The sequence below is a fragment of the Enterobacter sp. PI-10 genome (genome assembly GCF_027947695.1).
Taxonomy (GTDB): Bacteria; Pseudomonadota; Gammaproteobacteria; order Enterobacterales; family Enterobacteriaceae; genus Enterobacter; species Enterobacter vonholyi.
Map to the genome: position 1 here is coordinate 838,149 of NZ_JAJNOG010000001.1, position 13,991 is coordinate 852,139.

Here is a 13,991-nt window from a genome sequence, read left to right on the forward strand (position 1 = left end):
TTTTTTAACGTTTTACCGTCCAGCTTACGGTTTCGCCCGCCAGGAATGGGATCAGCGTGTCATCCGTCAGGGCAATGGACTCCTCAACGTGGCTCGCTTTCCGCTCCAGCTCGATGAAGGTGTCGTTGACCGGCAGGCCGTAGAAGCGCGGGCCGTTAAGGGAGCAGAATGCTTCGAAATGTTCCAGCGCGTTCATCTCTTCAAATACGGTTGCGTAGCTGGCAAGCGCCGTTGGGGCGTTGAAGCAGCCTGCACAGCCGCAGCTCGCCTCTTTACGATGGCGGGCGTGAGGTGCGGAGTCGGTACCGAGGAACGCGCGGGAGAACCCGCTGGCGACCAACTCGCGCAGCGCCTGCTGGTGGATGTTGCGTTTGAGGATAGGCAGACAGTACAGGTGAGGGCGCACCCCGCCCACCAGCATGTGGTTACGGTTAAACATCAGGTGCTGTGGCGTAATGGTGGCGGCGATAAGATCGTTGCCGTCACGCACGTACTCTGCCGCGTCTTTGGTGGTGATATGCTCAAATACCACCTTTAGCGCGGGCAGGCGCTGGCGCAAAGGCTCCATCACGGTCTCGATAAAACGGGCTTCACGGTCGAAGATATCAATCTCCGCGTGCGTGACTTCACCATGGACCAGCAGCGGCATACCCAGTTTCTGCATGCGTTCCAGAACCGGCATGATGGCATTAATGCTGGTGACGCCGTGGCTGGAGTTGGTGGTGGCATTCGCCGGGTAGAGTTTCGCTGCCGTAAAGACGCCTTCGTTAAACCCACGCTCCACTTCGTTCGGGTCCAGCGAGTCGGTCAGATAGCAGGTCATCAGCGGGGTAAAATCGTGTCCCGCAGGCACGGCATCCAGGATGCGCTGGCGATAGGCTATCGCGGCATCGACGGTGGTGACTGGTGGAACCAGGTTAGGCATGACAATCGCGCGGCCATAAATTTCGCTGGTATAAGGCACGACGGTTTTCAGCATATCGCCATCGCGCAGATGGATATGCCAGTCGTCAGGGCGGCGGATTTTAAGAACCTGGGGTTGTGCAGTCATGGAAGCTCCGGCTTGTCAGGAATCAGTCATAAGGATGGCTGTTTTTGCCGGACACAAATCATAAGCGGAAACGTTTTCGTTTGCACACTTTTCCGTGAAAAAAAAGGGCGCCGCAGCGCCCTTCAGGTTAATCGGTGAAAGGAATGATAATTTCGCCCGGTTTCACCTCTATGCCCTTTGCGTATTTTTTCGCCAGGGCTTCACCCTTGCTTTTGTCTTCACTTAAGACGTACGCGGGCTGCTGGTTAAAATAATTACGCAGCGACTGGTTCAGATAGGGCATCAGGGTTTGCAGAACCGGTGCCATCTTGTCCGGAGACACCTGCGCATCGACCACTTCCATCTCCTGCAGGAAAATCGCCCCTTTCTCTTTGTTGAAAACAGGGAGTGCCTTCAGCTTGAGCTTGATGTTGGCTTTCTGATTGCCAAACAGGGAGGACATATCGAGGTCCGCATCACCGGCCAGGGTGACTTTGTTTGGCTCTTCACGTCCGATCTGGCTACTCAGGTTTGTGAGCACGATATGCGCGTCTGCCAGCCCCGGCACGCCAATGTCTTTCGAGAAATTGTTATGTTTTTCCAGCGCCTGATTAATTTCCTGTTCACTGACGGTATATTGCGTGAGCTGGTTACAGCCAACCAGCAGGCCGCTGACAACTAATGCAGCGGCAAAGAAAATTTTCTTCATAGTGTTCCTCAACGAAAAATCGGCGCTTCTGTCCTGTTACGCCAGTATGTCAGCGTGAATGGGCAGAAACCAGCAGAAAAAACTGAGAAGTGGGGCGGGAGAGGCTCCCGCCCGAGGGAAAGGCTACGCGCCAGGCTCGAGCATGCCGCTCGCGCTGCGTTTCTGGCTGAACTGCCACCACAGGGCGATTAGCGTCATAAAGCCCACCGCGCCCAGCATCATCCACGGGAGTTCAGGTTGATTTAACGCTTTGCCGGCATCAAACAACCAGCCGCCCCCGGCGTAACCTAATGCACCGCCGAGCGCCAGCCCCAGGCGGCTGAACCCCATATAGCTGCCGCGCGCACGCGCATCCGCAAGCGAGGCGCTCAGCGTTTCGCGGGCAGGCTCGGCGATGATTGAGCCAATATAGAACGTGCAAATCAGCGTAAACAGCTGCTGGAGCGTGTTCACCAGGCCGATCGGCATCATGCTCAGCGTCATCAGAAACAGCCCGGCCATCAGGCGATGTTCCAGACGAAAACGTCGCTCGCTCCAGCGGGCAACTGGATAAAGCAGCGTTAACGACAGGCAGGCTTCAATGGCGTACATCCATTTTACGGCTGCAGGCGTGCCCGCAATATCGTTAACCATGATCGGCAGCATCAGCATGACCTGTACGGCCAGCATGTAGTATCCCGTCAGGGTCAACACATAGGTGACAAAACGCCTGTCGCGCAGGACCCGGCCAAGCCCTTCCCGGACCGGCGCTTTGACCGTCGACAGCTTCCAGGCGGGCAGGAACAGGCCATTAAACAGCGCGCACAGAATAAAGAGCACCGCCCCAGCCGCACAGACCAGACGGAAGTCATACTGCAGCAGCCAGCTTCCCAGCAGGGCGCCGATAACCGCCCCGGCACTGTCCTGCATCATCAGAATCGAGAAGAAACGGCCGCGGTGCTGAGGGCGAATCAGCTTCACCACCAGCGCGGTACGTGGCGGATCGAACAGCGTGCCCCCGATGCCGGAGAGGAAACAGGAGAACCAGAGCAGCCAGGGCTCCTGGGCGACCGCCATCGTGGCAAACCCTGCCGCGCGTAGCAGCATACCGGTAACGATCATCGGTTTAGCGCCAAAGCGGTCGGCGATAGCCCCGCCAAAGACGCCCAGACCCTGCTGGACAAACTGGCGTAGCCCCAGGGCAATGCCAACCATTAATGCCGCCCAGCCCATTTGATCGACAAAGCGGATCGATATAAGGGGGAAAACGACAAAAAAGCCGAGCACGACCAGCATGTTATCGACGAGCAGGAAATATTTACCCAGGCTCCTGGCCTGTGATACGCGGGACATTTTCCCTCCAGGGAAAATAAGATGGTGAGCACGCTAACATTCTGCGTTGTCGCCGCGTTTTTTCCCACCCCCGGGCGTGACAATATTTTTTTATCAAAAGGGTGCTTTGATAGAGAGTTCTCATCGAAAATAGTGAAAAGCGAGCAAAATGGTATGTCACTGTTTTCACAGACGGCGCAGGCGCAGGTATAGTAAAGCTAATGGGTAAGCAGAAGTGACGGGAAGGAGTGGGATCGATGTTTGGCTATCGCAGTAATGTGCCAAAAGTGCGTCTGACAACGGACAGGCTGGTCGTTCGTCTGGTGCATGAGCGTGATGCCTGGCGTCTGGCGGATTATTACGCCGAGAATCGCCAGTTTTTAAAACCATGGGAACCCGTTCGGGATGAGAGCCATTGTTACCCTTCCGGCTGGCAGGCGCGCCTCAGCATGATTACGGAATTTCACAAGCAGGGCAGCGCGTTTTATTTCGCTCTGTTGGATCCCGAAGAGAAAGAGATTATCGGGATCGCCAATTTTTCAAACGTGGTGCGCGGGTCGTTTCACGCCTGCTACCTTGGGTACTCCATCGGCCAGAAATGGCAGGGGCAGGGGCTGATGTACGAGGCGTTAACGGTGGCGATCCGCTATATGCAACGCACGCAGCATATCCATCGCATCATGGCGAACTATATGCCGCATAATCAGCGCAGTGGCAATTTGCTGGCGCGTTTAGGGTTCGAGAAAGAGGGTTACGCCAAAGACTATCTGTTGATTGACGGAGAGTGGCGCGACCACGTTCTGACGGCGTTAACCACCCGGGACTGGACCGCAGGTCGTTAAGGAGAAAAGATGAAGTATCAGCTAAACGGTACAGAAGCGCGCGTGATTGGGTGCTTACTCGAAAAACAGGTCACCACGCCGGAGCAGTATCCGCTCTCCGTCAACGCCGTGACCATGGCCTGCAACCAGAAAACCAACCGCGAGCCGGTGATGAACCTCAGCGAGCATGACGTTCAGGACGTGCTGGATGCGCTGGTAAAACGCCACTATTTGCGCACCGTCAGCGGCTTCGGCAACCGCGTGACCAAGTACGAACAGCGCTTTTGTAACTCCGAATTCGGTGACCTGAAGTTGAGCAGCGCGGAAGTGGCGGTCATCACCACGCTGCTGCTGCGCGGGGCGCAGACGCCGGGAGAACTGCGCACGCGCGCTTCCCGTATGCATGAGTTCAGCGATATGCAGGAGGTCGAGCAGACCCTGGAAGGGCTGGCTTCTCGCGAAGACGGCCCGTACGTGGTGCGTCTGGCGCGCGAGCCGGGCAAACGTGAAAGCCGCTATATGCATCTGTTCAGCGGCGACGTCGATGTCGCTACCGTGGAGAGCGACGCGGTATCCTCAGCAGGCACAGACACTCTTGCCGCGCGCGTAGAAGCGCTGGAAGAAGAGGTCGCCGGGCTGAAACAGCGTCTGGATGCCTTGCTGGCACATCTGGGAGACTGACGGTGAAAAAATTACGCGTAGGCGTGGTGGGGCTGGGCGGCATCGCGCAAAAAGCCTGGCTGCCTGTTTTAGGTGCGACGACGGACTGGATCCTGCAAGGGGCATGGTCACCCACGCGAGAAAAGGCAGAACGTATCTGCGAAACCTGGCGCATTCCGTACGCTGCCTCCCTGCAGGATCTGGCCCGCGAGTGTGATGCGGTTTTTGTGCATACCTCAACGGCAACTCACTATCAGGTGGTGAGCGAGCTGCTCAATGCGGGGGTTCACGTCTGCGTGGATAAACCGCTGGCGGAAAATGTTCCGGACGCGGAACGTCTGATCGAACTGGCGGCGCGCAAAAAACTGACGCTGATGGTGGGCTTCAACCGCCGCTTCGCGCCGCTTTACCAGCAGCTTAAGGCGCAGTCGGGCACGCTTGCCTCGCTGCGAATGGATAAACACCGTACCGACAGCATTGGGCCAAACGATCTGCGGTTTACCCTTCTGGATGATTACCTGCATGTGGTGGATACGGCGCTGTGGCTGACCAACGGTAATGCGCAGCTGAAAAGCGGCACCCTCGTGACAAACGATCAGGGGCAAATGGTCTACGCTGAACACCACTTTTCCGTTGAGCATCTTCAGATTACCACCAGCATGCACCGCCGGGCGGGTAGCCAGCGTGAATCCATGCAGGCGGTGACCGACGGCGCGCTGTACGACATTACGGACATGCGCGAGTGGCGGGAAGAGAAGGGCAGCGGCGTGGTGACGCTCCCGGCGCCAGGCTGGCAGAGCACCCTCGAGCAGCGCGGTTTCGCAGGATGCGCCCGCCACTTTATCACCTGCGTGCATAATCAGACGGTTCCTGAAACGTCCGGCGAGCAGGCCATTATGGCGCAGCGCATTGTAGAAAGGCTCTGGCGCGATGCCATGAGTGAATAACTCGCTGTAACATCTGCGGATAGTAATTCGTTGAAATCCGGGTAGACTAAGCGCCGCTTGTAGGCTTTGCCGGGTGGCGCTTACGCTTGCCCGTCCTGGAAATCCGTATAGTTCTGGAAATTCACGTTAATGAACTTATTAAAATCGCTGGCGGCCGTCAGCTCGATGACCATGTTTTCCCGCGTGCTGGGTTTTGCACGCGACGCCATTGTGGCAAGGGTATTTGGTGCAGGGATGGCCACGGACGCCTTTTTCGTCGCCTTCAAATTGCCGAACCTGCTGCGTCGTATTTTTGCTGAAGGGGCGTTTTCCCAGGCATTCGTGCCCATTCTGGCGGAATATAAAAGCAAGCAGGGTGAAGACGCGACGCGCGTCTTTGTTTCTTATGTCTCCGGGTTGCTGACGCTGGCTTTAGCTGTGGTGACCGTACTCGGGATGCTGGCCGCGCCCTGGGTAATTATGGTGACCGCACCCGGGTTTGCCGATACGGCTGACAAATTTGCCCTGACCTCGCAGCTTTTGCGCATTACTTTCCCCTATATTCTGCTCATCTCGCTGGCTTCGCTGGTGGGGGCTGTCCTGAATACCTGGAACCGCTTCTCTGTACCGGCGTTTGCGCCGACGTTTCTTAACGTCAGCATGATCGGTTTTGCCCTGTTCGCCGCGCCGCACTTCAACCCGCCGGTGCTGGCGCTGGCCTGGGCGGTCACCGTCGGCGGCGTGCTGCAGCTGGCGTATCAGCTGCCGCATCTGAAAAAAATCGGCATGCTGGTGCTGCCGCGCATCAATCTCAACGATGCCGGGGCGATGCGCGTGATCAAGCAGATGGGGCCCGCCATTCTCGGCGTCTCAGTCAGCCAGATCTCGCTTATCATCAACACCATCTTTGCCTCTTTCCTCGTGTCCGGTTCGGTTTCCTGGATGTACTACGCCGACCGCCTCATGGAATTTCCGTCCGGGGTGCTGGGCGTGGCGCTGGGGACCATTCTGCTGCCGTCGCTGTCGAAAAGTTTTGCCAGCGGCAACCATGATGAATATTGCCGCCTGATGGACTGGGGATTACGTCTCTGTTTCCTGCTGGCCCTGCCAAGCGCGGTGGCGCTGGGTATTCTGGCTAAACCGTTAACGGTGTCGCTCTTCCAGTACGGAAAATTCACCGCTTTTGATGCTGCCATGACCCAGCGCGCGCTGATTGCCTACTCGGTCGGATTGATGGGGCTGATCGTCGTCAAGGTGCTGGCGCCAGGGTTCTACTCGCGTCAGGACATCAAAACGCCGGTAAAAATTGCTATCGTGACGCTGATTATGACGCAGCTGATGAACCTGGCGTTTATTGGGCCGCTGAAGCATGCGGGCCTGTCATTATCGATTGGTCTGGCGGCCTGTCTGAATGCCGGGCTGTTATACTGGCAGCTGCGCAAGCAGGATATTTTCACGCCGCAGCCGGGCTGGGGGAGTTTCCTGGTGCGTCTGATCGTTGCGGTACTGGTGATGTCTGCCGCGCTGCTTGGCATGATGTACGTGATGCCGGAATGGTCCCTGGGCACCATGCCTTACCGTCTGATGCGGCTGATGGCCGTGGTAGGCGTTGGGGTGGTGGCTTATTTTGCCACGCTCGCGGTGCTGGGGTTCAAAGTGAAAGAGTTTGCCCGCCGTACGGCATAAACGCCAAAAGGGGAGTTCACCTTATGGTGCTCCCCGCTGCATGATTTGTCGCTCAGGCGTCAAATCGAAATCTTTTTAACTCCCGCAATACGCGCAGTCGCTGTCTGACCATCCGCACCGTACAGTCCGGTTTCTTTATGCGGTTTCAATACCTCAAGCGCCTGCTGGTTACGCTCAATCTGACCTTCCAGTAGCCAGCCGTTGTGCTGATTAAGATCGCGCAGATGCTGAGTTTTTTCGGTAATGGTTTGCCAGCGCTCAATAATATCGTCATTGGCGCTACGCTTAGGATCCTGCTCAGCGCGGCGCTGCTGCTCCAGATAATCCAGCGTCGCCAGGAGTGAACTCTTATCTTCAGTAATACGCTGCAGCGCACTGCCGTTGATGTGTCCGGAAGAGAGATGCTGTTGTTCAGCGTCCATTACCGTTTTCAGGTCGTTAAGAACAACCGTCATTTGATCCAGTATTTCTGACAGTCGACTCATACGGTTAGTTACTCTGTAAGAAACTCTGTGCTTCCTGAATCAGGGCGTCAGCGATTTTGCTGGTGTCCATTTTCAGCTCACCGTTACGAATAGCCGTTTTCAGCGCTTCAACACGTTCCATATTGATATCGTTGCTGCCTGGCTGCATCAGTTTTGCCTGCGCGTCGCTCAGGGTAACGCTGGTGCTGTTGGACGTTGACGGTTTTTCCAGACGCGTTTTCTGCGCAGGAGCGTCATTCGTTTCGCGAGGTTGTACAGCGCTTACCGGCTTCAGGGCTGATGTACGATCAATGCTCATAGTGTTGTCCTCATCGAGGGTTCGCGGCGTTTGCGCCTGATATCATCATTAGTGGAATATTTATCGGCACGCGCAGCGAAATCTTTAAAAAGATTATAGGTTAATCAGAATATTCCCATCAGCATCGACGGTTCCGCTCACCACCTGGCCTGAGGACATTCTGACGCGGGCGTTTTGCGCCACCGCGGCATTGTTTAACGCTTTCCCTTCACTGTTGATGCTAAAGCCATCTCCGTTGGCCACCACCATCACCTGTTGACCCGCTTTTACCCGCCATGCCTGACGCAGCATTGAGAGCTGTATCGGCTGGCCGGGGGCGACATCACGCAGGCTGACGGCGTCCTGTGCCTGGTTCATATCGAGCATGGTGCGTGGCGGCAGCTGATCCAGACGCCCGCGTTTTAACGTCACGCTGTTCGTCTGCAGCACGCTGCCGCGCGCAATGGGCACGGCGGCGACAACATAATTGCCCGTCGCCTGAACTGCAACCTGTAAATAGCGTTTTTCGTTGGCGCAGCGTGCCAGCACGTTCACATTCCCCCAGAGCTTTGTGAACCCTACCACGCTGAAGGACGGCTGGTCACACATCGGGTACAGATTCGGTGGCGTGCGCACGGTAACGGTCACGTCATCGCTAAAGCCTGCCAGTTTTTCAGCAAAAAAAGCCGTCAGCCGATCCTGTAAGCCATCAGCCTGCACCAGAGGACTAAACAGCAAGAAAGTTGCCACCAGGCCACGTTTTAACGTTTGCATCGCAAGTTCCACCGTTTCCAGAGTTGAATGAATTTTACCTGCAGTGGTTTTGCATCAACGCAATAAATAGCGACGCATTTTGCGCTTATTCCGTCGATAGGGGAGACCGGGTGAGATTTAAGCTGTGAACTGAAATTTTGCCATCAGCGGAGGAGACATGCTCGATAAACTCGACGCCGCGTTACGTTTTCAGCAGGAAGCGCTCAACTTACGCGCCCAGCGGCAGGAGATTTTAGCCGCCAACATCGCTAACGCCGATACCCCAGGGTTTCAGGCGCGCGATATTGATTTTTCCAGTGAACTCAAAAAGGTGATGGAGCGTGGACGTGCCGAAGGAACGGGTGTTGCACTCGCCATGACATCCTCTCGCCATATTCCTGCTCAGGCGATGACCGCGCCAGCGACCGATTTACTTTACCGCATTCCCGATCAGCCCTCACTCGACGGTAACACCGTGGATATGGACCGGGAGCGTACGCAGTTTGCCGATAACAGCCTGAAATACCAGACGGGCCTGACCGTACTCGGCGGACAAATCAAAGGCATGATGAACGTCCTGCAGGGGGGGAACTGATAGATGGCCTTGTTGAATATTTTTGATATTGCCGGTTCGGCGTTAACCGCGCAGTCCAAACGCCTGAACGTGGCTGCCAGTAACCTGGCGAACGCCGACAGCGTAACCGGACCCGACGGCCAGCCTTATCGTGCCAAACAGGTTGTCTTTCAGGTCGATGCTGCGCCGGGCGCGGCGACGGGCGGCGTGAAGGTGTCTGATGTGGTAGAGAGCCAGGCGCCGGACAGGCTGGTGTATGAGCCGGGTAACCCGCTCGCGGATGCCAGCGGATACGTGAAAATGCCAAACGTGGATGTGGTAGGTGAGATGGTGAACTCCATGTCGGCTTCCCGTAGCTACCAGGCCAACGTCGAAGTGCTTAATACCGTGAAGAGCATGATGCTCAAAACGCTCACTCTCGGCCAGTAAAGGAGACATGCATGTCCATCGCCGTAAATGTGAATGATCCTACGAACTCGGGTGTTAATAACACGAAGAGTACGACGGGTTCTAACTCCCTGACCGGGAGCAATGCCTCCGATCTTCAGGGCAGCTTTCTGACGCTGCTGGTGGCGCAGCTTAAGAACCAGGATCCCACCAACCCAATGCAGAACAACGAACTGACCACGCAGCTTGCGCAGATCAGCACCGTGAGCGGCATTGAGAAGCTCAACACTACCCTCGGTGCCGTTTCCGGCCAGATTGGCAGCAGCCAGTCTCTGCAGGCAGCGAGCCTGATTGGTCACGGGGTGATGATCCCTGGAACCACGATTCTGGCGGGCACCAGCACCACTGAAGGGAACACCACAACGACCACCACGCCGTTTGGCGTTGAGCTGCAGCAGGCGGCGGAGAAAGTTACCGCAACCATTACCGACAGCAACGGCACGGTCGTGCGCACCATTGATATCGGTGAGCTGAAGGCGGGCGTTCACACCTTTACGTGGGATGGCAGCCTGACCGACGGCACTAAAGCACCAAACGGTTCTTACAAAGTAGCGATCAGCGCCAGCAACGGGACGACCCAGCTGGTGGCGCAGCCGCTGCAGTTCGCGCTGGTCCAGGGCGTGATTAAAGGAAGCGACGGCAACAAACTGGATTTGGGAACCTCTGGTTCCACCACACTCGACGAAGTTCGGCAGATTATCTAAGCCTTAACACTTATCAGGAGTAAGTCATGGCCTTTTCTCAAGCGGTCAGCGGCCTGAATGCTGCGGCCACCAACCTGGACGTCATTGGCAACAACATCGCCAACTCCGCGACCTATGGTTTTAAATCCGGTTCTGCTTCTTTTGCAGACATGTTTGCCGGTTCCAAAGTGGGTCTGGGCGTTAAAGTTGCAGGCATCACTCAGGACTTTAGCGACGGCACCACCACCAACACCGGCCGTGGCCTGGACGTTGCCATCAGCCAGAACGGGTTCTTCCGTATGGTCGATTCTAACGGTTCTGTGTTCTACAGCCGTAACGGCCAGTTCAAACTGGATGAAAACCGTACGCTGGTTAACATGCAGGGCATGCAGCTGACGGGCTACCCGGCAGCAGGAACGCCTCCAACCGTTCAGACCGGTGCGAATCCTCAGGCGATTACTATCCCGAATACCCTGATGGCGGCGAAATCAACCACCACCGCCACGCAGCAGATCAACCTGAACTCAACCGATCCTGTTCAAACCGCCCCCTTCGATGCGACCAACCCGGATACCTATAACAAAAAAGGTACCGTGACCGTATTCGACAGCCAGGGTAACGCCCATAACATGTACGTCTACTACGTTAAGACGGCCAACAATAAATGGGATCTTTACACTCAGGACGGCAGCGTTGCGGGTTCTGCTGCGACGAAAGCGGCGCAGATGAACTTTGATGCGAACGGTAACCTGGCGGGTGTCTATAACTACGACGCGGCGGGCGTGCTGAGCGCAGCGCCAAACGCCACGCCGGCCATTAACATCACCACGGGTTCTGTCAGCGGTGCGACGGCGGCGACCTTCTCCCTGAGTTTCCAGAACTCCATGCAGCAGAACACCGGTGCAAACAGCGTGGTGGCAACCAATCAGAACGGCTACAAGCCTGGCGACCTGGTGAGCTACCAGATCAACGACGATGGCACCGTGGTGGGAAGCTACTCTAACGAACAGTCTCAGGTTCTGGGTCAGATCGTGCTGGCAAACTTCGCCAACAACGAAGGCCTGAAGTCTGAAGGCGACAACGTCTGGTCTGCCACACAGTCTTCCGGCGTGGCGCTGCTGGGCACCGCAGGCACCGGTAACTTCGGCAAGCTGACCAACGGCGCGCTGGAAGCCTCCAACGTGGATATGAGTAAAGAACTGGTGAACATGATCGTCGCGCAGCGTAACTATCAGTCGAACGCGCAGACCATCAAAACCCAGGACCAGATCCTCAACACGCTGGTTAACCTGCGTTAAGCGGCTAACAGGAAAGCGCAATGGATCACGCAATATATACCGCGATGGGCGCGGCAAGTCAGACGCTCAATCAGCAGGCCGTTACCGCCAGCAACCTGGCAAACGCCTCAACGCCGGGCTTTCGCGCCCAGCTTAATGCGCTTCGCGCGGTGCCGGTAGAAGGGCTTTCCCTGCCGACCCGTACGCTGGTGACAGCATCAACCCCTGGCGCCGATATGACGCCAGGGCAGATGGATTACACCTCACGCCCGCTGGACGTTGCCTTGCAGCAGGACGGCTGGCTGGCGGTGCAAACGGCGGACGGCAGCGAAGGCTATACCCGTAACGGCAACATTCAGGTGAGCGCGACGGGCCAGCTGACGATTCAGGGGCATCCGGTGATGGGGGAAGCGGGTCCGCTGACCGTGCCGGAAGGCTCTGAGCTCACTATCGCTGCGGACGGCACCATTTCGGCGCTGAACCCGGGCGACCCGGCCAACACCGTTGCGCCCGTCGGACGTCTGAAGCTGGTGAAGGCGGAAGCCAAAGACGTGCAGCGTGGCGACGATGGCATGTTCCGTCTGACCCAGGCGGCTCAGGCGACGCGTGGCGCCACGTTACAGGCCGATCCGAGCATCCGCGTGATGTCCGGCGTTCTGGAAGGCAGTAACGTCAAGCCGGTCGAAGCCATGACCGACATGATCGCCAGCGCCCGCCGTTTTGAAATGCAGATGAAGATCATCAGCAGCGTGGATGAAAACGCGGGCAAGGCTAACCAACTTCTGGCTATGAGTTAACAGGACTCCTTATGATCAGTTCCTTATGGATCGCGAAAACTGGCCTGGACGCCCAGCAAACCAATATGGACGTGATTGCCAACAACCTGGCAAACGTGAGCACCAATGGTTTCAAGCGTCAGCGTGCCGTTTTCGAAGATTTGCTTTATCAAACCATCCGCCAGCCGGGCGCGCAGTCTTCTGAACAGACGACGCTGCCATCGGGTCTGCAGATCGGTACCGGTGTTCGTCCGGTGGCCACCGAACGTCTGCACAGCCAGGGCAACCTGTCTCAGACCAACAACAGCAAGGACGTGGCAATCAAAGGCCAGGGCTTCTTCCAGGTGCAGCTGCCTGACGGGACCTCTGCCTACACCCGCGACGGCTCGTTCCAGGTCGATCAGAACGGCCAGCTGGTGACGGCGGGCGGTTTCCAGGTTCAGCCTGCGATTACCATCCCGGCGAACGCCCTGAGCATCACCATCGGACGTGACGGTGTGGTCAGCGTGACCCAGCAGGGACAGGCCGCGCCGGTTCAGGTCGGGCAGCTCAACCTGACCACCTTCATGAACGATACCGGTCTGGAAAGCATTGGTGAGAACCTCTACACCGAAACGCAATCCTCCGGTACGCCGAATGAGAGCACCCCGGGCCTGAACGGCGCGGGTCTGCTGTACCAGGGTTATGTTGAAACGTCTAACGTGAACGTGGCGGAAGAGCTGGTGAATATGATCCAGGTCCAGCGCGCGTATGAAATTAACAGTAAAGCAGTGTCGACGACCGACCAGATGCTGCAGAAACTGACGCAACTCTAAGGTGTAGCCCGGTGCGGTAAACGCCGCGCCGGCTCCCTGTTTTCGAAGATGAAGGCAATGCAAAAAAACGCGGCGTTTCGTTATCCGATACTGACTGTTCTGGCTGTCACCCTCAGCGGGTGTGCTTTGATCCCGTCTAAACCATTGGTCCAGGGTGCGACGACTGCCCAACCCGTTCCTGGCCCCGCGCCAGTGGTAAACGGCTCCATTTTCCAGACCGCGCAGCCGATTAATTACGGCTATCAGCCGCTGTTTGAAGATCGCCGCCCGCGTAACGTCGGCGATACATTGACCATTGTGCTGCAGGAAAACGTCAGCGCGAGCAAGAGCTCGTCGGCGAACGCCAGCCGCGATGGCAAAACCAATTTTGGCTTCGATACCGTGCCACGCTATCTGCAGGGCCTGTTCGGCAATGCCCGTGCGGATGTTGAGGCCTCCGGCGGCAACACCTTTAACGGTAAAGGCGGTGCCAACGCCAGCAACACCTTCAGCGGCACGCTGACGGTCACGGTTGACCAGGTACTGGTTAACGGCAACCTACACGTTGTGGGTGAAAAACAGATCGCCATCAACCAGGGCACTGAATTCATTCGCTTCTCGGGCGTGGTTAACCCTCGCACCATCAGCGGCACCAACACCGTTCCATCTACCCAGGTGGCGGATGCGCGCATTGAGTACGTCGGGAACGGCTATATCAATGAAGCGCAAAATATGGGTTGGCTGCAGCGCTTCTTCCTTAATTTATCGCCAATGTAAGCGAG

The 13,991-nt window shown here is 56.8% G+C and carries 17 protein-coding genes; 11 read left to right on the plus strand and 6 right to left on the minus strand.

What is annotated here, in order from left to right:
* Positions 1-4: 4 nt before the first annotated feature.
* From pyrC to mdtH, 3 genes are all read right to left on the minus strand, one after another.
* Complete coding sequence (gene pyrC, locus LRM19_RS04075; RefSeq protein ID WP_115874719.1) at positions 5-1,051, minus strand: dihydroorotase; 1,047 nt, start codon at positions 1,049-1,051, stop codon at positions 5-7.
* A 127-nt stretch (positions 1,052-1,178) separates the two neighbouring features.
* Positions 1,179-1,739, minus strand: coding sequence for a lipoprotein (locus LRM19_RS04080; protein ID WP_115874720.1), 561 nt, complete (start codon positions 1,737-1,739; stop codon positions 1,179-1,181).
* Between the two features lie 123 nt (positions 1,740-1,862).
* The gene (gene mdtH / locus LRM19_RS04085; RefSeq protein WP_271367620.1) at positions 1,863-3,071 is read right to left on the minus strand and encodes a multidrug efflux MFS transporter MdtH; all 1,209 of its coding nucleotides are present in this window, start codon (positions 3,069-3,071) and stop codon (positions 1,863-1,865) included.
* A 236-nt stretch (positions 3,072-3,307) separates the two neighbouring features.
* Between mdtH and rimJ the strand changes: the two genes are divergently transcribed.
* The 4 genes from rimJ (at position 3,308) to murJ (ending at position 7,143) form a co-directional block, all read left to right on the plus strand.
* Positions 3,308-3,892 (plus strand): ribosomal protein S5-alanine N-acetyltransferase, encoded by a 585-nt coding sequence (gene rimJ / locus LRM19_RS04090; RefSeq protein ID WP_008500822.1) that lies wholly within the window; start codon positions 3,308-3,310, stop codon positions 3,890-3,892.
* 9 nt (positions 3,893-3,901) lie between these two features.
* Complete coding sequence (locus LRM19_RS04095) at positions 3,902-4,552, plus strand: YceH family protein (protein ID WP_115874722.1); 651 nt, start codon at positions 3,902-3,904, stop codon at positions 4,550-4,552.
* A 2-nt stretch (positions 4,553-4,554) separates the two neighbouring features.
* Entirely contained in the window at positions 4,555-5,478 is a 924-nt protein-coding gene (locus tag LRM19_RS04100; RefSeq protein ID WP_271367622.1) for a Gfo/Idh/MocA family protein, read from the plus strand.
* A 129-nt stretch (positions 5,479-5,607) separates the two neighbouring features.
* Positions 5,608-7,143 (plus strand): murein biosynthesis integral membrane protein MurJ, encoded by a 1,536-nt coding sequence (gene murJ / locus LRM19_RS04105; RefSeq protein WP_271367623.1) that lies wholly within the window; start codon positions 5,608-5,610, stop codon positions 7,141-7,143.
* Positions 7,144-7,202: 59 nt separating this feature from the next.
* On the opposite strand, the gene flgN is transcribed toward murJ, so the two are convergent.
* From flgN to flgA, 3 genes are all read right to left on the minus strand, one after another.
* Complete coding sequence (gene flgN, locus LRM19_RS04110) at positions 7,203-7,628, minus strand: flagella biosynthesis chaperone FlgN (RefSeq protein ID WP_008500818.1); 426 nt, start codon at positions 7,626-7,628, stop codon at positions 7,203-7,205.
* Positions 7,629-7,632: 4 nt separating this feature from the next.
* The gene (gene flgM / locus LRM19_RS04115; protein ID WP_023311133.1) at positions 7,633-7,926 is read right to left on the minus strand and encodes a flagellar biosynthesis anti-sigma factor FlgM; all 294 of its coding nucleotides are present in this window, start codon (positions 7,924-7,926) and stop codon (positions 7,633-7,635) included.
* A 93-nt stretch (positions 7,927-8,019) separates the two neighbouring features.
* Positions 8,020-8,679: a flagellar basal body P-ring formation chaperone FlgA gene (flgA, locus tag LRM19_RS04120; RefSeq protein WP_271367626.1), complete on the minus strand. Its 660-nt coding sequence runs from the start codon at positions 8,677-8,679 to the stop codon at positions 8,020-8,022.
* A gap of 157 nt (positions 8,680-8,836) precedes the next feature.
* Between flgA and flgB the strand changes: the two genes are divergently transcribed.
* The 7 genes from flgB to flgH are packed head-to-tail and all read left to right on the plus strand — an operon-like array spanning position 8,837 to position 13,986.
* On the plus strand, positions 8,837-9,253 hold the full coding sequence (flgB, locus tag LRM19_RS04125; RefSeq protein ID WP_023311135.1) for a flagellar basal body rod protein FlgB: 417 nt from the start codon (positions 8,837-8,839) through the stop codon (positions 9,251-9,253).
* Positions 9,254-9,256: 3 nt separating this feature from the next.
* Entirely contained in the window at positions 9,257-9,661 is a 405-nt protein-coding gene (gene flgC, locus LRM19_RS04130; protein WP_008500814.1) for a flagellar basal body rod protein FlgC, read from the plus strand.
* An 11-nt stretch (positions 9,662-9,672) separates the two neighbouring features.
* Entirely contained in the window at positions 9,673-10,383 is a 711-nt protein-coding gene (gene flgD, locus LRM19_RS04135) for a flagellar hook assembly protein FlgD (protein WP_111965533.1), read from the plus strand.
* Positions 10,384-10,409: 26 nt separating this feature from the next.
* Positions 10,410-11,660, plus strand: coding sequence for a flagellar hook protein FlgE (gene flgE / locus LRM19_RS04140; protein WP_111965534.1), 1,251 nt, complete (start codon positions 10,410-10,412; stop codon positions 11,658-11,660).
* Between the two features lie 20 nt (positions 11,661-11,680).
* Positions 11,681-12,436, plus strand: a complete 756-nt coding sequence (locus LRM19_RS04145) for a flagellar basal body rod protein FlgF (protein WP_033145205.1) — start codon at positions 11,681-11,683, stop codon at positions 12,434-12,436.
* Between the two features lie 11 nt (positions 12,437-12,447).
* A complete protein-coding gene (gene flgG, locus LRM19_RS04150; RefSeq protein ID WP_008500810.1) occupies positions 12,448-13,230 on the plus strand; it encodes a flagellar basal-body rod protein FlgG in 783 nt (260 codons plus the stop codon).
* Between the two features lie 57 nt (positions 13,231-13,287).
* The gene (flgH, locus tag LRM19_RS04155; RefSeq protein ID WP_023311139.1) at positions 13,288-13,986 is read left to right on the plus strand and encodes a flagellar basal body L-ring protein FlgH; all 699 of its coding nucleotides are present in this window, start codon (positions 13,288-13,290) and stop codon (positions 13,984-13,986) included.
* Positions 13,987-13,991: the final 5 nt, after the last annotated feature.

Excerpts from the sequence above, each read along its gene's own strand:
- LRM19_RS04080 (WP_115874720.1), bottom strand. The coding sequence starts at position 1,739 with ATGAAGAAAATTTTCTTTGCCGCTGCATTAGTTGTCAGCGGCCTGCTG.
- rimJ (WP_008500822.1), top strand. The coding sequence starts at position 3,308 with ATGTTTGGCTATCGCAGTAATGTGCCAAAAGTGCGTCTGACAACGGAC.
- flgD (WP_111965533.1), top strand. The coding sequence starts at position 9,673 with ATGTCCATCGCCGTAAATGTGAATGATCCTACGAACTCGGGTGTTAAT.
- flgA (WP_271367626.1), bottom strand. The coding sequence starts at position 8,679 with ATGCAAACGTTAAAACGTGGCCTGGTGGCAACTTTCTTGCTGTTTAGT.
- flgE (WP_111965534.1), top strand. The coding sequence starts at position 10,410 with ATGGCCTTTTCTCAAGCGGTCAGCGGCCTGAATGCTGCGGCCACCAAC.
- flgN (WP_008500818.1), bottom strand. The coding sequence starts at position 7,628 with ATGAGTCGACTGTCAGAAATACTGGATCAAATGACGGTTGTTCTTAAC.
- murJ (WP_271367623.1), top strand. The coding sequence starts at position 5,608 with ATGAACTTATTAAAATCGCTGGCGGCCGTCAGCTCGATGACCATGTTT.
- flgC (WP_008500814.1), top strand. The coding sequence starts at position 9,257 with ATGGCCTTGTTGAATATTTTTGATATTGCCGGTTCGGCGTTAACCGCG.
- flgB (WP_023311135.1), top strand. The coding sequence starts at position 8,837 with ATGCTCGATAAACTCGACGCCGCGTTACGTTTTCAGCAGGAAGCGCTC.
- LRM19_RS04145 (WP_033145205.1), top strand. The coding sequence starts at position 11,681 with ATGGATCACGCAATATATACCGCGATGGGCGCGGCAAGTCAGACGCTC.
- flgM (WP_023311133.1), bottom strand. The coding sequence starts at position 7,926 with ATGAGCATTGATCGTACATCAGCCCTGAAGCCGGTAAGCGCTGTACAA.
- flgH (WP_023311139.1), top strand. The coding sequence starts at position 13,288 with ATGCAAAAAAACGCGGCGTTTCGTTATCCGATACTGACTGTTCTGGCT.
- LRM19_RS04095 (WP_115874722.1), top strand. The coding sequence starts at position 3,902 with ATGAAGTATCAGCTAAACGGTACAGAAGCGCGCGTGATTGGGTGCTTA.
- flgG (WP_008500810.1), top strand. The coding sequence starts at position 12,448 with ATGATCAGTTCCTTATGGATCGCGAAAACTGGCCTGGACGCCCAGCAA.
- pyrC (WP_115874719.1), bottom strand. The coding sequence starts at position 1,051 with ATGACTGCACAACCCCAGGTTCTTAAAATCCGCCGCCCTGACGACTGG.
- mdtH (WP_271367620.1), bottom strand. The coding sequence starts at position 3,071 with ATGTCCCGCGTATCACAGGCCAGGAGCCTGGGTAAATATTTCCTGCTC.